This is a genomic window from Cobetia sp. PDI-23MA (assembly GCF_059507735.1).
Map to the genome: position 1 here is coordinate 1,823,685 of NZ_CM183352.1, position 22,041 is coordinate 1,845,725.

20 protein-coding genes are annotated in these 22,041 nt (G+C 63.7%); 8 read left to right on the forward strand and 12 right to left on the reverse strand.

Features of this window, described 5'->3' with window-relative positions:
- The first annotated feature begins 388 nt into the window (after positions 1-388).
- A complete protein-coding gene (locus tag AC5WNJ_RS07840) occupies positions 389-1,336 on the forward strand; it encodes a hypothetical protein (protein ID WP_495930935.1) in 948 nt (315 codons plus the stop codon).
- A 98-nt stretch (positions 1,337-1,434) separates the two neighbouring features.
- On the opposite strand, the gene AC5WNJ_RS07845 is transcribed toward AC5WNJ_RS07840, so the two are convergent.
- The 9 genes from AC5WNJ_RS07845 to AC5WNJ_RS07885 all read right to left on the reverse strand — a co-directional run bounded on the left by AC5WNJ_RS07845 (position 1,435) and on the right by AC5WNJ_RS07885 (position 12,114).
- On the reverse strand, positions 1,435-1,887 hold the full coding sequence (locus AC5WNJ_RS07845; RefSeq protein ID WP_043332694.1) for an Lrp/AsnC family transcriptional regulator: 453 nt from the start codon (positions 1,885-1,887) through the stop codon (positions 1,435-1,437).
- A 178-nt stretch (positions 1,888-2,065) separates the two neighbouring features.
- Positions 2,066-2,401 (reverse strand): hypothetical protein, encoded by a 336-nt coding sequence (locus AC5WNJ_RS07850; RefSeq protein WP_495931072.1) that lies wholly within the window; start codon positions 2,399-2,401, stop codon positions 2,066-2,068.
- Positions 2,358-3,788: a uracil-xanthine permease family protein gene (locus tag AC5WNJ_RS07855; RefSeq protein ID WP_495930936.1), complete on the reverse strand. Its 1,431-nt coding sequence runs from the start codon at positions 3,786-3,788 to the stop codon at positions 2,358-2,360. Before AC5WNJ_RS07855 ends, AC5WNJ_RS07850 begins: the two co-directional genes overlap by 44 nt.
- Positions 3,789-4,063: 275 nt before the next feature.
- The gene (locus AC5WNJ_RS07860; protein WP_253064688.1) at positions 4,064-4,372 is read right to left on the reverse strand and encodes a putative quinol monooxygenase; all 309 of its coding nucleotides are present in this window, start codon (positions 4,370-4,372) and stop codon (positions 4,064-4,066) included.
- A gap of 320 nt (positions 4,373-4,692) precedes the next feature.
- A complete protein-coding gene (gene nfsB / locus AC5WNJ_RS07865) occupies positions 4,693-5,352 on the reverse strand; it encodes an oxygen-insensitive NAD(P)H nitroreductase (RefSeq protein ID WP_043333519.1) in 660 nt (219 codons plus the stop codon).
- A gap of 211 nt (positions 5,353-5,563) precedes the next feature.
- Positions 5,564-7,186, reverse strand: a complete 1,623-nt coding sequence (guaD, locus tag AC5WNJ_RS07870; protein WP_495930937.1) for a guanine deaminase — start codon at positions 7,184-7,186, stop codon at positions 5,564-5,566.
- On the reverse strand, positions 7,186-8,196 hold the full coding sequence (xdhC, locus tag AC5WNJ_RS07875; RefSeq protein ID WP_495930938.1) for a xanthine dehydrogenase accessory protein XdhC: 1,011 nt from the start codon (positions 8,194-8,196) through the stop codon (positions 7,186-7,188). The genes guaD and xdhC overlap by 1 nt, the downstream gene beginning before the upstream one ends.
- Positions 8,193-10,607, reverse strand: a complete 2,415-nt coding sequence (xdhB, locus tag AC5WNJ_RS07880) for a xanthine dehydrogenase molybdopterin binding subunit (RefSeq protein WP_495930939.1) — start codon at positions 10,605-10,607, stop codon at positions 8,193-8,195. The genes xdhC and xdhB overlap by 4 nt, the downstream gene beginning before the upstream one ends.
- Positions 10,585-12,114 (reverse strand): xanthine dehydrogenase small subunit, encoded by a 1,530-nt coding sequence (locus AC5WNJ_RS07885; protein ID WP_495930940.1) that lies wholly within the window; start codon positions 12,112-12,114, stop codon positions 10,585-10,587. Before AC5WNJ_RS07885 ends, xdhB begins: the two co-directional genes overlap by 23 nt.
- A gap of 380 nt (positions 12,115-12,494) precedes the next feature.
- Between AC5WNJ_RS07885 and AC5WNJ_RS07890 the strand changes: the two genes are divergently transcribed.
- Positions 12,495-13,178: a TetR family transcriptional regulator C-terminal domain-containing protein gene (locus tag AC5WNJ_RS07890; protein ID WP_495930941.1), complete on the forward strand. Its 684-nt coding sequence runs from the start codon at positions 12,495-12,497 to the stop codon at positions 13,176-13,178.
- Positions 13,179-13,388: 210 nt separating this feature from the next.
- Here the strand turns inward: AC5WNJ_RS07890 and AC5WNJ_RS07895 are convergent, their stop codons facing one another.
- Both AC5WNJ_RS07895 and AC5WNJ_RS07900 read right to left on the reverse strand, forming a co-directional pair.
- Positions 13,389-13,994 carry a hypothetical protein gene (locus AC5WNJ_RS07895; protein ID WP_495930942.1) on the reverse strand — a complete coding sequence of 202 codons (606 nt, stop codon included), beginning with the start codon at positions 13,992-13,994 and terminating at the stop codon, positions 13,389-13,391.
- Positions 13,991-14,434 carry a hypothetical protein gene (locus tag AC5WNJ_RS07900; RefSeq protein ID WP_495930943.1) on the reverse strand — a complete coding sequence of 148 codons (444 nt, stop codon included), beginning with the start codon at positions 14,432-14,434 and terminating at the stop codon, positions 13,991-13,993. Before AC5WNJ_RS07900 ends, AC5WNJ_RS07895 begins: the two co-directional genes overlap by 4 nt.
- A gap of 373 nt (positions 14,435-14,807) precedes the next feature.
- Here AC5WNJ_RS07900 and AC5WNJ_RS07905 point away from each other — a divergent pair, with 373 nt between their 5' ends.
- From AC5WNJ_RS07905 to AC5WNJ_RS07930, 6 genes are all read left to right on the forward strand, one after another.
- Positions 14,808-15,797: a MurR/RpiR family transcriptional regulator gene (locus tag AC5WNJ_RS07905; protein WP_495930944.1), complete on the forward strand. Its 990-nt coding sequence runs from the start codon at positions 14,808-14,810 to the stop codon at positions 15,795-15,797.
- 596 nt (positions 15,798-16,393) lie between these two features.
- Positions 16,394-17,248, forward strand: a complete 855-nt coding sequence (locus AC5WNJ_RS07910; RefSeq protein WP_495930945.1) for a transporter substrate-binding domain-containing protein — start codon at positions 16,394-16,396, stop codon at positions 17,246-17,248.
- Between the two features lie 46 nt (positions 17,249-17,294).
- Positions 17,295-18,020, forward strand: a complete 726-nt coding sequence (locus tag AC5WNJ_RS07915; RefSeq protein ID WP_495930946.1) for an amino acid ABC transporter permease — start codon at positions 17,295-17,297, stop codon at positions 18,018-18,020.
- Positions 18,017-18,670, forward strand: coding sequence for an amino acid ABC transporter permease (locus AC5WNJ_RS07920; protein ID WP_077376658.1), 654 nt, complete (start codon positions 18,017-18,019; stop codon positions 18,668-18,670). The genes AC5WNJ_RS07915 and AC5WNJ_RS07920 overlap by 4 nt, the downstream gene beginning before the upstream one ends.
- Positions 18,654-19,490: an amino acid ABC transporter ATP-binding protein gene (locus tag AC5WNJ_RS07925; RefSeq protein WP_495930947.1), complete on the forward strand. Its 837-nt coding sequence runs from the start codon at positions 18,654-18,656 to the stop codon at positions 19,488-19,490. Before AC5WNJ_RS07920 ends, AC5WNJ_RS07925 begins: the two co-directional genes overlap by 17 nt.
- 36 nt (positions 19,491-19,526) lie before the next feature.
- Positions 19,527-20,843 (forward strand): amidase family protein, encoded by a 1,317-nt coding sequence (locus AC5WNJ_RS07930; protein WP_495930948.1) that lies wholly within the window; start codon positions 19,527-19,529, stop codon positions 20,841-20,843.
- A gap of 131 nt (positions 20,844-20,974) precedes the next feature.
- Here AC5WNJ_RS07930 and puuE read toward each other — a convergent pair whose 3' ends face one another.
- A complete protein-coding gene (puuE, locus tag AC5WNJ_RS07935; RefSeq protein ID WP_495930949.1) occupies positions 20,975-21,928 on the reverse strand; it encodes an allantoinase PuuE in 954 nt (317 codons plus the stop codon).
- Between the last annotated feature and the right edge of the window lie 113 nt (positions 21,929-22,041).

The following is a 22,041-nucleotide window of genomic DNA, read 5'->3' on the forward strand; positions in this document are numbered from 1 at the left end:
CTGTGTTCCGCGGATGGAGCGTGAGCGCGCCCCTGGCGTTGCCCAAGTGAGGCCGTGGCAGCGCTGATTGGAAGAGTTCAGGGACTGACAAATGTCAGAAGATGACGCCTGTCGCGGCATTTGTTCACCGATAGAGACCTAGAGGGTGACATCTGGCTCACGAATGTGGGGTGGAGATGATCAATTGTCATGCTCGCGACCTGATGGTGCGTGCGATCGATCATGGTGCACCTGGATAGGGGCGCTCGGAGTCGGTCAATCAGCGTCGGTCAATCTGAGCAGGTCAATAAGAGTCGGTTCGCTCACATCGAGTCTTCATGCGAGGCGCCATAGACGACAGTCTGAGAGGCTGGTGGCATCATGCGGCTTTGTCCTGATGGAGCGTTAGATGTCACCTCATGAGCCTGAAGAGCCTACCGCCCGCTCGGAGTCTTCTCCTGCCGCCGCATCCACCTGCGTGACGAAGGCTGCCGGGCCGCGCCTGCCCGCCACGCTCGGGACGCCGGAAGGGGCACAGGTGCCGCGCATCCTGCTGGTCTTCATCCTGGTGGTGATGGCGGTGCTTGCCTGGTGGGAAGTGCCGCAGCAGTGGGCGCTGGATTTCCTCGACGCCACTCTGGGTCAGGCCTTCAGTGCCTTCGCCATCGCCAAGGGGTTGAATGCGACCATCTCGGTGCTGCAGTCCTCGACCATCGACCTGCAGGTCTTTCAAGTCTCGCCCGGGGAAGCGCTGGACCCCGCCAATGACATGATCGAGCGCTTCTCGTGGGTGATGTTCGCGGCGACCGGCTCGCTGGCGCTGCAGAAGCTGCTGCTGGGCATCTCCGGCTCGCTGATCATCAAGGCCTTCGCCAGTGGTGCCTGCCTGCTGGCAGCGCTGGGACTGCTTACGGGAAGTCGCCAATCGGACGAGGGGATGCATCCCCGCCAGCGCTGGTGGCAGGTGGCTATCCTGCGCGTGGCCCTGTGGGGCATTGCACTGCGCTTCGCGGTGTTGAGTGTCGCGCTGGCCAGCGGCGTCGCGGGTCAGGCCTTTCTCGATGACAGCCGCGATACCCAGATGGCGCAGCTGAGCGTGACGCAGCAGCAGCTGGCGGAAGTCGCCGACAAGCAGGTAGGTGGCGCGCACGAGGAGCGCAGCTGGTGGCAGCAGTTCAAGGGCAGCATGGAAGGCTGGGTCGGCGGGCCGATCACCAGTGTCACCCAGGGCTTTGATGCGATGACCGACAAGGTGATCGACCTCACCATGCTGTTCATCACCCAGACGGTGCTGTTCCCGCTGGGCTTTCTGTGGATCGCGCTACGGCTGCTGCGCGGGCTGGGAAGGTTGCAGTGACGCTTGAGGTGATACTGGAGATGACGATTGAGCTGACAGCCCTGGCGCCTGCCGGGGCTGCGGCGTCAGAGATAGAGGCGGAGGCAGAAACAGAGACGTTATAGCCGCGCACCGCCACGCCGGTGCTTCACGCGAGTCATCAGCGACTTGCAGTCGACGGAGAGGATCTCGTCGCGGTTGAAGATATGCGCGCGCACGAAGGCATCGAAGGCCTCGTAGCTGTCGGTTAGGGTGTGGATGTGCAGGCTTTTCAGGTCGCTCATGATATAGAGGCTGACCACCTCGACGCAGGCGGAAAGCTCCTCGGCGATGCGTTCGATGGCACTGGGGGCAACGGTCAGGTCCACGAAGGTGGAGATGCCCTTGCCGAGCTTGTCGGGGTTGATGACGGCGGTGAACTGCTCGATCACGCCGCTCTCGACCAGCGCCTGGACGCGGCTGCGTGCATGGGCACGCGAAATGCCGAGCTTGCGGGCGATATCGGCGTAGGACATGCGACCGTCCTTGATCAGCAGGTTGAGCAGCTCACTGTCGGTGCGGTTGAGATTCATGGGCCAGGGTCTCGACGGTCTTTGTTGTAGTGGTGCGCATGTCGTATCAAACCTGTGCGATCCGCACTTGTATAGTCCGAATGCAGCCTCTGGCGAGGATATTCCGGCTCTGGAAACCACAACGGGACGCCAAGGCGCCCCGTTGTCATGTGCATGTTTAGAGCAGAAGCCTCAAGCGTCACTGATAGATGATCTCGCGCGCAGGCAGCGAGGCGCGCACGCCACCTGCCCTGATAGAGGGCAGGAATTCGCGCAGTTCGCTGTCCTCGGGATTTCCTTTGCGACCAGCACCTTCCTGCGCTTGCCATTCTTCTCTACGGTCTTCTTTAGATTCACCGGAATCAGCTGATAGTTGACCATTGTCAGCTCGCCATTGCGGAACTCGTAATCGGCGGGCTTCTTCCTTGGGGTCGCGGAAGTCGAGGTTGATGAAGTATCGGGGTTGCCGATGCGCACGGTGTCTTCGGTGGTCAGGCGTGTTCCTGGTCCGCGCTGATGCTGTCGATGGACTCACGCTCACTCGCTCTGGGATTGAATACCTCGGCGTCTTCCATCTTCGGCAGCAGCAGCTCGGCGATGATGGCGGTCAGGCCGCCCATGGTGATCGGCGAGCGCAGCGCATCGGCGAAGGCGCCCGGAATGGCGTTCAGCACATCCGGTACCATGCCGACGCCAAGCCCCAGCCCCAGGGCCAGCGCGATGATCATCATCTCGCGACGCCCGATGGGCTGCGCCATCAGGATGCGGATACCGGACACCGCGATCAGCGCGAACATCAGCGTAGTAGTGGCACCGAGCACCGGGCGCGGCATCTGGGTCAGCAGGGTAGCGATGAAGGGCGACAGGCCCAGTAGCAGCAGGAAGCCGGCCACGTAGCGGCCCACATGGCGGCTGGCGATGCCGGTCAGCTGGATCACGCCGGTGTTCTGGCTGAAGGTGGTGTTGGGGAAGGTGCCGGCCAGCGCGCCGAGCGCGGAATTCAGGCCATCGCCCAGCACGCCGCCACGCAGGCGCTTCTGGTGCAGCTCATCATCCACGGCGAGACCTGAGGCGCGTGCGCTGCCGGTGAGGTCACCGACGGTCTCGATGGCGGTGATCATGAAGATGAAGGCTACCGGCAGGAAGGCGGCCAGCGAGAAATCGAAGCCGGTATTCAGGGTCGCCGGATGCGGCAGGGCCAGCAGAGCGGCATCGGCGAGATGCGGAGCGTCGTACATCCCGCCCAGCGCCGCGATCACGCAGCCTACCGTCATGCCGATGAAGATGGAGGCGATTCTCAGCCACGGATGACGCGAGACCTGGCAGGCCAGCACTGTGATCAGCACACAACCGGCCAGCGCCAGATTGGCGGGCGCACCGAAGTCCTTGGCGCCGAAGCCGCCGCCGATATCCGTCATGCCGACCTGGATCAGGCTCAGGCCGATCAGCATTACCACCACGCCGGTGACCACGGGCGTGATGACCCGCTTGAGCCACGGCAACACCGTACCCAGCGCCATCTCGATCAGGCTGCCCGCCAGGCAGGTGCCGAACAGCACCGCCAGTACCTGCTCGTCACTGGCATTCTGCGAGCGTGCGATCAACCCGGCGGTGATCAGCGCGGACACGAAGCTGAAACTGGTGCCCTGGATGCTCAATAGCCCCGAGCCGAACGGGCCGATGCGCTGGGACTGGATCCAGGTGGCGACCCCGGAGACCACCAATGCCATCGACAGCAGGCTGGCGGTGTAGGCATCGAGGCCCAGCGCGCTGGTGATGATCAGGGTCGGGGCGATGATGCCCGCCAGGCTGGCGAGCAGATGCTGGGCGCCGGCGAGGGCCGAGATGGGGACCGACGGGCAGCTTTCGAGGCCGAGCAGTGGTTCGTCGATCCCCTTGGAATCGGAAGAGGATTGGCTCATGTGACGCTCCTTGTTCTGCTCGCGGTGCAATGGCGGAAATGGTGTCGGGCACTGGAGGGTTCAGCGCGGGCAGCCAATTATAAGCAAGATGTGAACCAAGTTCAGTGATCGTATCGATTTTTCCATCACTTGTTGCGTGTCCCGCGGCCTGGCCAGCGGATGAGCAGGCCAAGTCCGTGTGCCACAAACGCAAGATCCCCGCCGGGCGTGATGCCCGGCGGGGATCTGTCTTTGCTCTCGCGGCGCCTTGTCTGAGCGAACGTACGCCCAGCGGCTCAGGGTGTCAGCAGGCGCTGGATATTGAGGCTGATCTCGCCTTCGCCGAAGGTGCTCAAAAAACCCTGGAAGTGTTCGGTGGCCACGTGGGCTTCGATGGCGTCTTCATCCCACCATTCTTCCAGTACCACGAAGTCGCCTTCCGGTACTGGCTCACCTTCCGCGACGTTCTTGTCGATCGCGAAGAATTCGTACTGCAGGCAGCCCTTGTCGGACCGGCTCTTCTCGACCAGTTCGGCGAGAGCATCGCGTGCCTTGTCCTGCTGGTCGGCGGGGAAGGTCAGTGTCGCGATAAGCTTGATGGACATGGCATGAATCCTGTCGTGAGCGTAAGAAGTGGACGTAACGGATGGGCGAAATAAATCAGGCACGCAAGCCGGCCATCGCCGCCGGGAATGCAGTGCGCTGGCCTGCCTCGAAAAGGTGGCATGTCCGCCATCGGGATGCAATGCGGCGGGCACGGGCGGCGACTTGCCCCCCGTGCCCGCCGTTGGCCGGCAAGGCGGTCACGTCGATGTCTTGCGAACAGCTGCTGTGAACAGATCTTCAGAATCCGCTCTTGAGAGCGAGCTGCTGAGAGCCTGACCTTGAGAGCCTGACCTTGAGAGCCCGGCCTTGAGAGCGAGCCTTACAGGCGAGTGAAGATCTCGTCTGCCGGCAGGCGGGACTTGGGCAGCTCGGCATTGAAGTCGTCAGCGGCGCGGTAACCCAGGCTCACGGCGACCAGGGCGTTGAAGCCTTTTTCGCGCAGGCCGAATTCCGCATCCAGCGCCACCGGATCGATGCCTTCCAGCGGCACCGCATCGATGTTCAGGCTGGAGGCTGCATACAGCAGGCTGCCGTAGTTGAGGTAAACCTGCTTGTCCATCCAGTGCTGCAGGTCCTTGAGGTCATGACGGTGCAGGTCGATGAACAGACGACGCGCGCCGTCCATCATCGCGCTGAACTCGTCATCCTTCTTGAAGCGGCCATCAGACGCTTCGGTGTCCAGCAGGTGGTTCAGGTAGTCGTCGTCCAGGGTGGAGCGAGTGCAGAACAGCACGACGTGGGACGCATTGGTGATCTTCGGCGAGTTGAAGGCGTACTTGTCATCGGTACCGGCGCGCGCGAAGCGCTGTTTGGCATCGTCGGATTCCAGCACCAGGAAGTGCCACGGCTGGGAATTGACGCTGGAGGCGCTCAGGCGCATCACGTTTTCCAGTTCCTGCCAGTCGGCGGCGCTGATCTTGCGTGCCGGATCGAAGGCCTTGGTGGAATAACGACGTTGCATGATGGCGGTGGGAGTCATGATGATGGTCCTCGTAGTGGCAGGCCAGTCGCTGAGCGTCCATGACCTTGTGAGAAGCCTTGTGGAAAGACTTGTAGAAGGAGATGCCGCCATAATAGCGAGTGGATTCAGCGTTGAGTATCCGCGTTGCTCGCATCTTTAAGATGAAAAAATGGCACCAATCCCGAGAATTGGTGCCATATGTCAATTACTTGTCATCGCTGTGATGCTTTCATGGCATTAATGCTGCGGCAGGCTCTCTGGATGGCGTCTCAGAAGAAGCACTCAGCATCAGGCCGTGCAGCTTGCGACACTGACCCGCCACATGGACTTCGCGTATCACGCGGTCGTCGCCCAGCATCATCAATGCGAACAGCACCTCCTGCAGCGATACCTGGCTGGACTGACCCCAGCGAGTGCGCCGTGCCAGCAAGGGCGTGGCGGCCGGGTCGAGCACGATGACATCGGCTTCCATGCCCGGACGCAGATTGCCGACCTTGTCTTGCAGACGCATGGCGCGCGCATTGCCCAGCGTCAGTTGATAGAAGCCCTGCCAGGGTGTCAGCGGTTGATTGGCGCGTGCGTCGAGTCCGGCGACATCATGGGCGACGGCGCCGTGAAGCTCGCCGACCTGATAGGCGGCCTTGAGGCTCTCCAGCTGACACAGGCTGGAGCCACCGCCGACATCGGTGGCGATGCTGATGTTCATGCCCATGGCGCGGGCACTGGCGCGATCGAAGAGTCCGCTGCCGAGAAACAGATTGGAGGTCGGACAGAAGGCGATGCTGGCGCCACGATCCGCGATGCGCTGGCGCATGCCATCGTCCAGGTGGATGCCATGGGCGAAGGTGGTGCGCTCATGACTCAGGCCGACATCCTCATAGACCGCCAGATAGTCGCGAGCGTCGGGGAACAGTTCGGCGACCCACTTCACCTCATCGAGGTTCTCGGCCAGATGGGTCTGCAGGTGCAGGTCCGGCTGGCTCTTGAGAAGTTGGCCGGCAGCCTCGAGTTGCTCGGGCGTGGAGGTCGGCGCGAAGCGCGGCGTCAGCACGTAGCCGAGGCGATCACGCCCGTGCCAGTCGGCGATCAGGCGCTCATCGTCCTTGAGCGCGGCGACTCCGGAGTCCAGCAACTCGGGCGGGGCGTTGCGGTCCATCATCACGCGCCCGGCGTGTACGCGCATGTTGCGCGCCTGGGCGGCCCGGAACAGGGCATTGGCACTGCTGGCATGTGAGGTGGCGAACACCTGGGCGCTGGTCGAACCATGACACAGCAGCGCATCGAGGAAGGCATCGGCGACCTCGGCGGCATGTGCGGGGTCGGCGAAGCGCTGCTCAGCGGGGAAGGTGTAGGTGTTCAGCCAATCGATCAGGCAGTGGCCGTAGCTTGCGATGATATCCAGCTGCGGGAAGTGCACATGGGTATCGATGAAGCCCGGCATCATCAGGCCTTCGACCTTGCGCGGCGGAGACAGGCGCATCAGCTCGCCCACGGTCTCATGCCGGGCAAGCGAGCGATGATCCCCCACGGCGACTACATGGCCTGCGTGCATCACCAGCAAAGCATCGGCGTAGTGTTCGACGGCGCGTGCCAGGGTCGCCGCCATGTCAGAGGCTCGACTGTCGCTGTTTCCCTGATTACGGTCTCCCTCGTCGCTGTCACCTTTATCGTTGCCATCGCTCGAGGCCGCGTCACTCAGCATGGCGTCTTCAGGGTCGGCGACGAAATGCAGCAGTGCGCCGCGCAGCAGGCTGACGCAGGAAGCGTCCCTGGCGGCCGCGCGCAGGGCTACTGTCAGGCGCTGCTCATCCAGGTGGCAGGCCGCAGTGTGCGACGTGTCTTGGTCAGTCATCATTCGGCCTTCTGTATCGTTTCTGTCTGGTGCATCGCGTCACGGGCAAAATGGGCGCGTAGCTGGCGGGCACCCTGACGCGTCAGCCCATGGCTGTCCAGTGACGCGCCCTGGGTTGATGTGCCATGGGCGGTGGCCTTGTCGGACGAGTTCACGGCCGCTTCATCATTGCGCCGCGCCTCGATCTGCAACAGTTCTGCGACGACGCCAATCGCGATTTCTTCAGGGCGCTTGCCGGGAATGCCGGGTACGCCGATCGGGCAGCGAACCCGGGCGATCTCGTGCTCATCGAGATCACCGCGCAGGCGCTGACGAAAGCGCGCCCACTTGCTGTCGGAACCGATCAGTCCCAACGACGCCAGGTCATCTCGTGGTGCGAGCGCCGCTACCAGGGCCTGATCCTCGATATGGTCATGGGTCAAGATCAGTACATGGCAGTTCGTCATCCCGGGCAGCAGGGTAGACAGTGACTCCTTGGCGGGAGTGGCGCTGGCGAGCGACGGCCCACTCAGGATATTGAATATCTGACGCTGCACCCGGCCCTCATAGCCCGGCGGTACCGCGGCGGCCGCGAGCTGCTCGGCACGTGAGTCGTGCCAGTCGATCTGCCAGCCCAGCGGTGCCAGCAGCGTGACGATCGCCTGACCGACATGGCCGGCGCCGAACAGGGCGAGGCGTGGCGCAAGTGCTGGGTACAGCTCGATCAGCACCTGCACATGGCCGCCGCAGCATTGCTGGGCATGCTGGCCGAGCGCGATCTCCTCGAGCAGGCAGCCTGACTGCCCTTGGGCCAGCCTCTCGCGGGCGCGCTCCACCACCAGCTGCTCCAGCCGACCGCCGCCGAGGCTGTCGTGCAGCGTATCGGGGGTGATCAGCATCTTGCTACCGGCACCACGCGGGGCAGAGCCCGCCACCGTCACCACGGTGGCCAGTGCATGCGCCGTCAGCGCTGCCTGAGCCTCGGCGAGCGCCTGATACCAGCGGCCGGTCGCGGCACTCTTTGCATTCATGACGGCACCTGCGCTGGCTCTGCGCCAGCAGTGTCGTGCTGCGCCTGCCAGTCACGCTGTTCGCGCGCCGCCAGCATCACACGCTCCGGCGTGGCTGGGGTATCCAGGCGTACTGCGCGGCGGTAGTCGGTCAGCGAGGCCAGCGCATCGCGCAACGCCGCCCACACGCTGATGGCGAGCATGAAGGGCGGCTCGCCGACCGCCTTGGAGCGGTAGATGCTGGCGGCCGAGTTGGGGTGGCCCTCCAGCAGGCGCACCTTGAGCGCGCCGGCCGGCACGTCACTGATCGCCGGAATCTTGTAGGTCGCTGGGCCATCGGTGAGCAGCCGGCCATCCTCGTTCCACTTGAGCTCCTCCGTCGTCAGCCAGCCCATGCCCTGCACGAAGCCGCCCTCGATCTGGCCGATGTCGATGGCCGGATTGAGCGAATCACCGACATCATGCAGGATCTCGGCGCTTTCCAGACGGTATTCACCACTCAGCGTATCGACGACCACTTCGCACAGCGCCGCGCCGAAGGCGTAGTAGTAGAAGGGGTGACCGGTGCCGCTGGCGCGATCGTAATGGATATCCGGGGTGGCATAGAAGCCTTTCTCGGACAGTGAGATGCGTTCCAGATACGCCGCCTGGATCAGCTCGCCCCAGGTCATCAGCACACCGCTTGGGCCATGCAGTTTGCCGTCCGTGAGGCTCAGGCTCACGCGTGGCTGGGCGAGATGCTCGGCGGCGAAGTCGAGCAGGCGCGTCTTGAGACGCAGACAGGCATCGCGTGTCGCCATGCCGTTGAGGTCCGCCCCGGAGCTTGCCGCCGTCGGCGAGGTGTTGGGCACCTTGTCGGTGCGGGTGGCGGTGATGCGTACCTTGTCCACGCTCAGCCCCAATTCACGCGCCGCGACCTGGGTGATCTTGGTGTGCAGGCCCTGACCCATCTCGGTACCACCGTGGTTCACCTGCACGCTGCCATCGGTATAGACATGCACCAGCGCCCCTGCCTGATTGAGGTGCTTGGCGGTGAAGGAGATACCGAACTTGACCGGCGTCAGTGCCAGCCCCTTCCTGACCACCGGATTGGCGGCATTGAAGGCGCGTATCTCGGCGCGGCGCGCCCAATAGCGGCCGCTGTCCTCGAGCTGATCGATCAGGGTGGCCAGCAGCGGGTGCTGATTGACGTGTTGGCCATAATGCGTGGTCTCACGGCCTTCGCAGTAGAGGTTACGCTTGCGGATCTCCAGCGGGTCACGCCCCAGACGCCGGGCGATATCCTCCATCGCGGACTCGACCGCCAACATGCCCTGAGGGCCGCCAAAACCGCGAAAGGCGGTATTGGACGCCACATTGGTGCGTGCGCGAATGCCGCGCACGTGGGCATTGCCCAGGTAGTAGGCGTTGTCGGCATGGAACATGGCGCGATCGACGATGGCATCCGACAGATCCGGCGAGTGGCCACAGTCGCCGGTCAGCTCGATGATGGCGGACTCGATGCGCCCGCTGTCATCGACGCCGAATTCATAGCGATGGTGGAAAGGGTGGCGCTTGCCGGTCAGGCGCATGTCATCTGCGCGTGCCAGACGCAGGCGTGCCGCGCGGCCGGTGCGCCGGGCGATCATCGCGGCCAGGCAGGCCACCGGCGCGGCCTGGGTTTCCTTGCCGCCGAAGCCGCCTCCCATGCGGCGGGTCTCCACCGTGATGGCGTGGAAGGGCACGCCGAGCACTTCGGCAATCAGCTTCTGGACTTCGCTGGGGTGCTGGGAGGAGCTATGCACCAGCATCTCGTCATCTTCGCCGGGCAAGGCCAGTGCGGCCTGACTTTCCAGATAGAAGTGTTCCTGGCCGCCGCTTTCCAGCTCACCGCTCAATTGCCAGGCGGATCTGGCGAGCCTGGTGCTGATGCTGTCGAGATCGCCGGCGCGACCATTGGCAAGCCGTGCCTGGGTGTGGGTCGGGCGCACCAGATCACCGCGGCTGGCCGCCTCGCGCGGGTCCAGGCATACCGGAAGGGGGGACGTTGCGACCTTGGCCAGTCGCGCCGCTTGACGTGCCGCGCGCTCGCTGTCGGCGGCGACCACGAACAGCGCCTGACCATGATGGCTGATGATGTCACTGACCAGCAGCGGGTCGCCGGGGAAGACCGGCCCCACATCGCTGTGACCGGGGATGTCGGCGGCGCTGAGCACGCAGACCACGCCGGGGGCACGGCGCACCGCTTCGAGATCCAGCGCATCCAGAGTGGCGTGCGCGACCTCACTCATGCCGATGGCCAGATGCAGCGTGCCGGTGGGCAGTGGCAGGTCATCCACATACCGCGCCGAGCCGCTGACATGGCGCTGGGCGCTTTCATGCTGACGTGACTGGAGAACGGGGGCGGCCGGCGCAGCGCTGGCGTCGGACTCAAGACTGTGCAAGGTACGCATCGAGGCTCTCCAGTGGCGTGAGGGAGGTCGTGGGCTGGCGCTCATTCAGGATGCGCTGGGCCACGCGGGGAATCAGATGGCTGGCGGCCAGCAGGCGATACTCGCGTGAGCCGCGCACGTCACTGAGTGGTGAGAAATCGGCCTGCACGGCCTGTTCGATCTGCTGGCGAGTCTGCGCCGTCAGCCGGGCGGGCGTGAGAGATTCCAGCGCTTGCAGCGTCAGCAGTGCCTCCAGGTGCGGGGCGCGGGCCGGAATGCCGGCCATGCCGCCGAAGGCCACCCGCCAGTGTTGCGCGCGCCCGCTGGCATCCCGCCGCCAGGCGAAGACACCGAGCAGGGTGGAGATGTCATCATCACGCCGCTTGGACAGCTTGTGCACCGCCAGTCGCTGGTTGGGTAGCGGGCGTGGCAGGAAGACGGAGTGGATGATCTCGTTCGGCATCAGCTGGGTACGCTTGTAGTCGAGGAAGTAGTCCTCGAGCTTCAGAATGCGCTCATTGTCCTGGCTCATCAGCTGGATATAGGCGTCCAGCGCGATCAGCAGCGGCGGCATGTCCCCGATGGGCGAGGCATTGCCGATATTGCCGCCCAGGGTGCCACGATGGCGGATCTGTTCACTGCCCAGTCGCGTGAGCAGCTCCGCACCATTCGGGTAATGTTCCCGCAGCAGCGGCATCAGCTGGTGATAGCTGACCGCGGCCCCGATCCACCAGCCTGCCTGGCCGGCGTGCTCGCCTTCCTCTATCTTGCCAAGCGCCGCGACCCGGGTGGTGTCGATCAAGGCCGGGAAGTCGCGCAGGCGCTGGGTGTGCTCCAGCATCAGGTCCGTGCCACCGGCGATCAGCGCGGCATCCGGGTGCCCGGTGCGCAGCGCCAGCAGGGCCTGCAAGGTGACCGGCCGATAGAAACGCCCGGTGTCTGGCTCGTCATCTGGGGCGGTATCGTGCGCTTCCGCTGTGCTATCGCCAGCGTCCTGCAGGCTGGCTGGCCCGAATTCGCCTTGCAGCAGGCGATGAGCGGCCTCGCGAATCGGGCGATAGCCGGTGCAACGACACAGGTTACCGCCCAGTGCATGGTCGATCATGGTGTCGCGCTGTCTGGCATCGATCACTTCGCCCTGATCGATCTGGCGCTGATGACGGACATGCAGCACCGCAAGGCTCATGGCGATGCCCGGGGTGCAGAAACCGCACTGGCTGGCATGGGTGCTGACCAATGCCTGCTGCACTGCCGAGAGGGTTGGCGTCTGGCTGGCACTCGCCAACCCCTCGACGGTGATCAAGTCGCAGCCGGCCAGCTGGTGGGCGGGCATCAGGCAGGCGTTGGCGGTGCTCATATTGTGGCCCGGCCCCTGCAAGGCAATGGTGCAGGCGCCGCAGTCGCCGGAGGCACAGCCTTCCTTGGTGCCGTCTTGCCCAAGTGAGGTGCGCAGCACTTCGAGTACGCTCGTTCCCGGTGCAGGTGAGGGCAGTCGGCACGCGCGCCCGTTCAAGGTGAAGTCGATCATGCGGGCATCCTGTCAGGTCGTATTGTCATTGTGGTGCCTTGTTGCGTACAGCGTTGTCCCAGCGCTCAAGTCCTCTGTTCTACGCTGCCAGCGAGCCTGTTCTTGCCAGGCGGCGAGCGTTGGTCTGCTGGCTGTTGTCTCTATCAATGTAACAGGTCGTATTGTGATTCCTGCAAGAATCTGACCAAATGGTCAGTGCATGTTGTGGTATTTTGTTCGCCGGTGTCTCAACGGGCTGTTTTCACTGCTTTTCCAACGCCAAGTGATAGTCGCTTGACCAGAGCCTCCTGCTTGCGCACATCGCCGCTGACAGGCGAGACCGACAGGGGGCTGTCGCCAAGAGACTCGAATGCTTTTTTCTGACCTGATGAGTGATGCCGATGCCCGCGGATTCTCCTTCCTCCCTTTACGCTGAAGTCCGTCGTACCCGTAGTGCGGAGTTGAGCGTGCCGCCTGCCAGCTCTCCGCGTGAGCAAGCCGAGAGCCGCATTCTCGAGGCCGCCGAATGTGTATTCGCCTGTCACGGTTATCGCGGCAGCACCTTGAAGCAGATTGCGGAAGTGGCCGAGTTGCCCAAGGCCAATCTGCTCTATTATTTCGGCTCCAAGGAGAAGCTCTACGTTCACCTGCTGGAGCAGACCCTGACGCGCTGGAATGCCTCGCTCGAGGATATCTCGCCTGATGACGAGCCGCGTGAGGTGTTGGAGGCGCTGGTGCGCGTCAAGCTCAAGCTGGCACGCCAGGCACCGCAGGCCTCGCGTCTGTTCGCGGCGGAGGTGATCAGCGGGGCGCCTTTCCTGCGCGATTATCTCAGTGGCGACCTGCGTGACTGGGTACAGGCGCGCTGCGATGTCATGAAGGCCTGGATGGTCGCGGGCAAGCTGCGTGAGGCGGAGCCGATGTGGGTGATTTACCTCATCTGGTCCACCACTCAGCATTACGCGGATTTCGCCGCCCAGATCGATCAGCTGGGGGGAGCGCCGCAGAGCGATGAAGACTGGGAGCAGCTGGCGGATTTCGTGGCCAGCACGCTATGTGATGGTCTGTGCCCGCGACAGTCATGAGCGGCATGAGTGGCGTAAGCGCTTGAGCCGGCGGGTTCAGCGCTCTGTCAGTTGCCTGCTGTTTGGTGCCTGTTCTCACAGCCTCGCCGCACAGTAAAAAGCCCGCCCCGGATTCCGGGGCGGGCTTTTTGGTTCTTGAATCTCGAGTCGTTCTTGCGTCGCTCGCTCTTGCGTCATTCTGGAAAAGCGAAGGAAAAGACCTTCAGGTGGTCAGCTTGCCATCTCCAAGGGCATGCCAGGATCGCGATCCAGCACGGCTTCTTCCTCTTGCTTGGCCCCCGACAACTCGGCTTTTTCCAATTGAGAGATGTCACAGTGTTGATGCATCTGCCAGCCATCGCGGGCATCGTCGGCAAGATAGATCAGCGCGGCATCGGCGCTGGCCCATAGCCGGGCGAGGTCACGTTGGTGGCGGGTGCGGTTGGCCAGCGGCAGGGCATCGGCGGTGACCACCACTACCGGCGCCTTGCGTAGCCAGCGCGGCGCATGACTCGGCCAGCTGTGATGCACGGCGTCCAGCCAGGGCGCTTGGGGATGGCCGGGCGATGACTGCCAACGCCAGCCACGCCCGACTTCGGTGATCCCGCGCGCCGTCCAGATCAGGCTGCGGCGCGGCAGCTGCGCCTCCAGGCTTTTCAGCAACGCATCGTCGCTATCCGTCAGCGGCTGGATGGCGCCTGACATCATGCTCAGGTACTCGCCAGTGTGCTGGCCGGCGGTCAGTTCCAGCTTGATGCGAGGCGCCGGGGTGAGGGCGATGCTGTTCTCCAGCGGTATGTGCATGCCGCATTCCATGCCGATGGTATAGACGCTCATGCCAGCATTCCCCGACGCGTCATGGTCTGTCGCAGCAGGGTGTGGTGGCGGTGCATCGCCTCCCAGTCGGCGTGAGCCTTGCGATTGATGTCCGGGTTGAAGACGGCTTTCTGCTGCGCGATGGGCGATGCTGTCGAGGTCGAAGTAGGAGTGTATGTCTCGGCTGAGGCCTGGGCCGCCATGGCCGAGGCGGCAATCTCAGCCTGGCTGCGCGTGTCATGGGCCGGCGAATGCGGCGTGGGGGCCGCCGTTGCCTTCAGACTCAGCGGCGGTGCCTCGTAGCCCATTGCCATCACGCCCAGCAATTGAGCGGACTGGGCACTGGCGACATCCTGGCTAGCGCTGCCAGAGCGGGGCAAGAGGGTGAATGTCTGTGTCGTGACCTTGGCTGTCATGGCTCGGCAGGTATCGAGGAGGGCAGTCATCGTTGAGGTGGCCATGAGAATGCTCCTTGCGCATCGCGAGCGCTTTATCGGGAATATTGCAGTCCGGCAAGGGTCGTTGGCGTTACTGCGCGGCATATGACCTGTCGGCTGACTAGTCTTGATCAAGCGGCTCGCGTGCCGATTTGATGTGATGAACAGTAAAAACAGGCGCTTGTGTCTGTCGCGCGGTGCGGATGGTTGGCGTCGTGCAGCGATTGAGGGCGTCAGAGGCGCTTGAGATGAGGAAAAAGCGCTCATCGCGAGGGTTACGCCTTTCGTCTATGCACTTTCAGTCAGCGCTTGGCCCAGGCTTTGCACTGTCTTGATGCAAGCGTTGAGGCAATCATTGCTCTGCGCTCACGCAGAATCTTTTCAGGAGTGTGTCTTCATGCCACGAGCGCCCATGGATCACAGCGCGGCCCCCGAGGATGACGTGTCCGGCGAGTCGCGGGCAGTGCACCCGGAGGGGGATGTGCCTGCCCCCGTTGCCGATGCCACTGTCAGTCTCGCTGTCAGCCGCACTCGCCATTCCGCAAGGCAGTGCAACAAGAGCCTGAGTCTGCATCAGCGTCTGACCCGTTCGCTTGAGGAGCTCACCCCGAATGAGCAGCGCATCGCGCGCTTTCTTCTCGCGCATCAGGATGAACTGGCGCTATACAACGCCGCGGAACTGTCACGGCTGACCGACGTCTCCAAGGCGACGGTCAGCCGCCTGTTCCGCCGTCTTGGCTATCAGGACTTCCGTGAAGCGCGGGATCAGGCGCGCAGTCTGCGTCAATCGGGTGTGCCGGTGGCGGCAGCGCCGACGGCAGACCATCACCAGCGTCACTATGAGCAGGAGTGTCGCAACCTGCGTCAGGCGCTGGCGGCGCTGGACATGCTCGACATGGCGGCCTTGAGCAGCGCTCTGGCCAAGGCCGAGCGGCTGCAGATCATCGGCTTTCGCAATGCCTATCCACTGGCGCTGCACCTGCGCCAGCAGTTGCTGCAGCTACGCGAGCAGGTGGCGGTGTTGCCGCAACCCGGCCAATCACTCGGCGAGGAGGTCGCACGCCTGGATGCCGATGATGCCGTGGTGGTATTCGCCATGCGCCGACGACCGCAGGGGCTGGCCCGATTGCTTGAGTGGCTGGGGCAGGCACCGTGTACAGTGTTGCTGGTCTGCGATGACAGCTTGAGCACCATCCCCGCCGGTATCGAGCATGTTCTGCGCTGCCCGTTGGACAGCGTCAGCGCCTTCGACAGCTACGCCGCAGGCATGAGCCAGATCAACCTGCTGGCCACGCGCCTGCTGCATGACGACCTCGTCGGCGGGCGCAGTCAGATACGCCGCGTGACCGATACCTTCGATGCGCTGGAGGAACTGGGCGACGGCTGATCGTCCAGCGTGAAGTGCTCCTGCCTTTCCTTTCTCCCTCTCTATCTCCCTGTGGGCCGCCAGTCTTGCTTGTGATCTGTGCCGCGGCCCGATTCGACTCGCCGCGCTCTGCGCACTCGCAGGGCGCATATGCCTGCCTGACTGCACCATCTGCTGCCATATCGCTGGTGTCGGCGCCCTGATCTCGCCGCCCGGTGAGGACGTCATCCTCGATTTCGCCTCCCGCAGGCGTGTGTCGCTTCTTCTCCTTTCCATTCGCTGTTTGCTTGCATGCCTGTGCCCAGTCCTGTGCTGAGGCGCGTTCTCGGGCGTGTGAGCCGCAGTTGACTCTGCGCTGCCTGCAACTCGATCACCTTATTGAGCACGAAGCGGAAGCTTTGGCACACCTGTTGCAAAGATTGATAAGGGAATCACTTGTTTCATTGGTCAGGTTCTCAAGACGAATGGGGCAGGGAGTCACTGGATATGACTCGACGAGACACTCGGCAAGCAGCACGGCGGGACAACCAACAACAATCCACTGCCGCAAGGCACCAGGTGCACCAAGAGCCGTTCTCGCATCAGCGCCTGGCATTGACGGATACCGGAGTCGACCGATGAGCAAGCGTCACGAGAGCAAGGCCCAGCAGCGCGCCGCACGGACAGGCAACAAGCAGCGTCTTGGCAACTGGGTCCGCAAGGGAATATTGCTGGCCCTGTGGGGCACGTTGGCGTCCACCGCCTTGAGCGCACACGCGGATGCACTGAGTGACATCAAAGATAGCGGGGTGCTGAAAGTGGCGGTGCCCCAGGACTTCCCGCCCTTCGGCTCGGTCGGCCCGGACCTCAAGCCGCGTGGCTACGATATCGACATGGCGCGCTATCTGGCAGACGAGATGGAGGTGAAGCTTGAGCTGGTGCCGGTCACCTCGGCCAATCGCATCCCTTACCTGCAGACCCGCAAGGTCGATCTGGTGATCTCGAGCCTGGGCAAGAATCCCGAGCGTGAGAAGGCGATCGATTTCTCCGATGCCTATGCGCCGTTCTTCCTCGGCGTGTTCGGCGAGAAGGGCAGTGAGGTGGACTCCGCGCAGGGACTGAGCGAGAAGACCATCGGCGTGACACGTGGCTCGGTGGAAGACATGGAGCTCAGCAAGGTGGCACCGGAATCGACCACCGTGAAGCGCTTCGAAGACAACAACACGACCTTGTCGGCCTTCCTGTCAGGGCAGGTCGAGATGATTGCCACCGGCAATCTCGTCACCGCCGCCATCGCCGAGCGCAATCCTGCCCGCGTGCCGGTCAGCGTGCTGCCGCTCAAGAATTCTCCCTGCTATGTGGGCATGCGTCATGACACGCCGGCGCTCAAGGCGCGCGTGAATGAGCTGATCGCCCAGGGAATCGAGGATGGCACGCTCAATACGCTCTCCGAGACCTGGTTCAAGGCGCCGCTGCCGTCACTGGATGCCTGAATCGAGACGTCACACGTCTGATCCCTTTGCCCGTGAGGCTTGATCGATGAATTATCTCCCTGATTTCCCGCGCCTGTTGCCGTATCTGCCCGACCTGATGGCCGGGCTGATGACGACGGTCTGGCTGACGGCGCTGACCACCACACTGGGGATACTCGGCGCGGTGATGTGTGTCTGGCAGCGCCATCGTGCGCCGACCAGCCTCTTCAGCCGGCTGCTGGGCATGCTGGTGGAGCTGCTGCGCAACACGCCCTTCATCGTCCAGCTGTTCTTCATCTTCTTCGGCCTGCCGGCGCTGGGGCTGTCACTCAGCGCCGAGATGGCCGCGGTGATCGCGATGACACTCAACCTGGCGGCCTACAGCAGTGAAATCCTGCGTGCCGGGGTCGATGCCACCGGTCGCGGCCAGTGGGAAGCCGGGCGGGCACTGGGCCTTACCCGTTGGCAGAGCTATCGCCATGTGGTGCTGATGCCGGCGCTGGAACGCATGTATCCGGCGCTGACTAGCCAGTGCGTGATCGTGATGCTGGGCTCCGCCGTGGTCTCCCAGATCAGCGTGGCGGACCTGACCTTCGCGGCCAACTTCATCCAGTCACGTACCTTCCTGAGCTTCGAGAGCTACGTGGTGACGGCGGGGATGTACCTGCTGCTGGCCATCGCGATGCGTGCCTTGCTCAACCGTATCGGGCGTCGCCTGTTCGGCTTTCGCCACCTAGCGCCGGCCCCGCGAAGCCGTCTGTCTTCCCCTGTCCTGAAAGAGGCCCACTCATGATCGACTTCACGCTGTGGGACATTCTGCGCAACCTGTTGCTGGCGGCGCGCTGGACACTGGCGCTGTCCCTGATCGCCTTCATCGGCGGGAGTCTGGTGGGGCTGGCGCTGACCTTTCTGCGCCTGACCCGCTGGCCGGGGGCGGCGCTCTTCTGTCGTCTCTATACCGAGCTGTTCCAGGGCACGCCGCTGTTGATGCAGCTGTTCCTGGCCTTCTTCGGCGTGGCGGTCTTCGGGCTGGATGTCTCGGCCTGGACGGCGGCGGCCGTGGCGCTGACGCTGTTCAGCAGTGCCTTCCTGCACGACATCTGGCGGGGCTGTGTCGAGGCGGTGCCCAAAGGGCAGTGGGAAGGGGCGCGGGTGCTGGGGCTCGGCTACCTGAAGACCATGCGCCACATCATCCTGCCGCAGGCACTGCGCATGGCCATCGCGCCGACCGTCGGCTTCTCGGTGCAGATCATCAAGGGCACCGCGCTTGCCTCGGTGATCGGCTTCGTCGAGCTGACCAAGGCCGGCACCATGCTCAACAACGCTACCCTGGAACCCTTCACTGTCTTCGCGCTGGTCGCGTTGCTGTATTTCGCCATGTGCTATCCGCTGTCGCGGCTGGCTCGCCATCTGGAGGCACGTCTCAATGTCACTGCTCGCTGAAGTTTCTGCGCTGGATAGCGCCTCATCCGACGCCGCTGTCTCCGAAAAGACTACTGTCACCGGGAGCGCTCCCGTTTCCGAGAAGGCAAAGTCACCGCTGGTCAGCCTGTCGGCGCTGACCAAGTCCTTCGGCGACGTGGCGGTCCTCAAGGGCATCGATCTCGAGGTGCGTCCGGGGGAAGTGGTGTCGATCATCGGGCGCAGCGGTTCCGGCAAGAGCACCTTGCTGCGCTGTATCAATCAGCTCGAACAGCATGACGGCGGCGCCATTCATGTCGCCGGCAAGCTGCTGGATGGTAGCGAGATGGACGCCGCCGCCCTGGCGCAGGATGTCGGCATGGTGTTCCAGAGCTTCAATCTGTTTCCTCACAAGCGCGTCGGCGAGAACGTGATGCTGGCGCCGGTGCTGGTCAAGGGTATCGCTCGCGATGTCGCGGAGCGCGAGGCTCGCGAGATGCTGGCCAAGGTCGGGCTGGGGGAGAAATTCGATGCCTGGCCGAGTCAGCTCTCCGGTGGACAGCAGCAGCGGGTGGCGATCGCGCGCGCCCTGGCGATGCACCCCAAGGTGCTGCTCTGCGATGAGATCACCTCGGCGCTGGACCCGGAACTGGTCGGCGATGTGCTCAAGGTGCTGGAACAGCTCAAACGTGAGGGCATGACGCTGATTCTGGTCACCCACGAGATGAATTTCGCCCGCGATGTGGGGGATCGCGTGATCTTCATGCACCAGGGGCGCGTGCATGAGTCGGGCGATCCCGCGACGCTGTTCGCCAATCCGGCCACGGAAGAGCTGCGCCAGTTCCTCGGCGCGGTGCTATGAGCGCAGCGTCTTGAGCGTGCAGCGGTGGACCACATCATGAGTCGAAAGGAGTCGCTCCCAGTGGACAAGCGTATCTATGTAGCGCCGGCACGTTTTTCGGGGCCGCGGAAACAGGGGCCGCTTGATGGTCAGAGACTGGTGGTGAAGGATCTGTTCGCGATCAAGGGCGAGCGCATCGGCCAAGGCAACCCTGACCTGCTGGACAGTGCTCCCATCGAGCGGCAGACGGCGCCTGCTGTCCTCGCGCTTCAGCAGGCGGGGGCCGATTATCGAGCCCGCACCACCACCGATGAGCTGGCCTACAGCCTCAACGGCACCAACAGCCATTTCGGTACGCCGCAGAACCCACGCGCGCCGCTGAGATTACCGGGCGGCTCTAGTGTGGGCTCTGCGGTGGCGGTGGCGCGCGGCGAGGCGGAGATCGGTCTGGGCACCGATACCGGCGGCTCCATCCGCGTGCCGTCCAGTTACTGCGGGCTTTATGGGCTGCGCCCGACCCATGGCCGTATCAGCATGACCGGGCTCAAGCCGCTGGCGCCGCGCTTCGACACCGTCGGCTGGATGACGCGGGATCTGGCGACGCTGACGCAGGTCAGTGAAGTGCTGATGCCGGCGGCGACAGCCACCCGACTGCCTGCGCGCATCATCCTGCTGGTGCCGGAAGGGCTGGTCGCGGGGCCTTATCAGCGCCTGTTGGGGCCGCTGTCCCGGCGCCTTGAGTCGCTCGGCTTTCAGTGCGAGCGGCGCATGCTGAGCCAGGCCTTCATGGCACACGCCAGTGAAGCCTTCCGGATTCTGCAGGGCTGCGAGATTCGGCGTACGCACCAGGCGTGGTTGAGTACGCCGGAGCAGGGGCCCGAATCGCGCTGGCCGCGCCTCAACCCGGATATCGCGGCGCGCCTCAAATGGTGCATGACGCTCAGCGATACTGATGAGGAGGCGGCAGAAGCCAAGGCAGGTACCGTTCGACGCTGGTATCGCCAGCAGCTGGCGGCCAACCAGCCGGCCAGTCATCAGGAAGACAGCGAGGCGCCAGGGGAGTCCGGCAGTCGCGCGTCTCATGCCCAGGCCGAGGCCACCAGCGAGGCGGTCTTCGTGATGCCCACCACGCCGGGCGCCTCACCGCTGCTGGGTGCAAGCCTTGAGGTGATGGAGGCCTATCGTCATCGCCTGATGGGGCTCACCGCGCTGGCGGGCTTGAATGGTGCGCCGCAGCTGAGTCTGCCGTGGCTTGCCGACTCGGCGGCACGTCTGCCACAGGAAGCCGCGCCCCCGCCCTGGGGCGTATCATTGCTGGGCCTGCCGGGTCGCGATGAGAGCCTGCTGGCCTTGGCCCGCATGTTGGAAGACTGACCAGCATGTTGGAAAACTGACCAGCGCTGCCTTGCATGTGCGATTGCAGACATTGTCTGGAGTTGAACAGAAACGCCGCATCCCGAAAAGGCTGCGGCGTTTCTGGTGCTGGCGCTTGAAGGGATGGTTCGTCAGCTGGCGGGGGGATAGGGATGCTCGCGTTGCCAGTGCTCGGCGATATCGATGCGTCGCGTGATCCATACCTTGTCATGCGACTGAACGTAGTCGAGGAAGCGTTTCAGCGCCGCGAAGCGTCCCGGGCGGCCGGCGATCCGGCAGTGCAGCCCGACGGAGAGCATCTTGGGCGCCGTGTCGCCCTCGGCATAGAGCACATCGAAGGCATCGCGCAGGTACTGGAAGAAGTCCTCGCCGTTGTTGAAGCCCTGGGCGCTGGCGAAGCGCATGTCATTGGTGTCCAGGGTGTAGGGGACGACGAGATGCGGCACCTGCTCGCCATTGGCGGTAGTCACCTCCATCCACAGTGGCAGGTCATCGCCGTAGTAATCGCTGTCGTAGGTGAAGCCGCCGTGTTCCACCACCAATCGGCGGGTGTTGGGGCTGTCGCGCCCGGTGTACCAGCCCTGCGGTGCATGACCGACCAGCTCGCGATAGCTTTCTACCGCCCGTTCCAGGTGGGCGCGCTCATGGACCTCATCCATGTGCTGGTAATGAATCCAGCGCCAGCCGTGACTGGCGATCTCATGGCCATCCTCCAGAAAACGCGCCACCAGATCCGGATGGCGCGCCAGCGCCATGCCGACGCCGAAGACCGTCAGCGGTAACTCGCGGCGCTTGAATTCATCCAGAATCCGCCACACGCCACTGCGCGAGCCGTATTCGTAGATCGACTCCATGCTCATGTGCCGCGCGGGGTAGGCCTCGGCACCGATGATCTCGGAGAGAAACTTCTCGCTCTCGCTATCCCCGTGCAGCAGGCAGTTCTCGCCGCCTTCCTCATAGTTGAGCACGAACTGGACCGCGATCTTCGCGCCACCCGGCCAGTTGGCATGGGGGGGATTGGCACCATAACCGATCAGATCACGCGGATAGTCGTCGCCCCACAGGGCGTTGTCGTTGTCTGGCATCGTGCGGCTTCCTTGCGGGTGGCTAACGAAATGAAGAGCGATATGAATACCCCATCACTCTCCATTGATGTGCAGGCATTGTGCCATCACGGCGCATGGTGGCGTCGTCACGC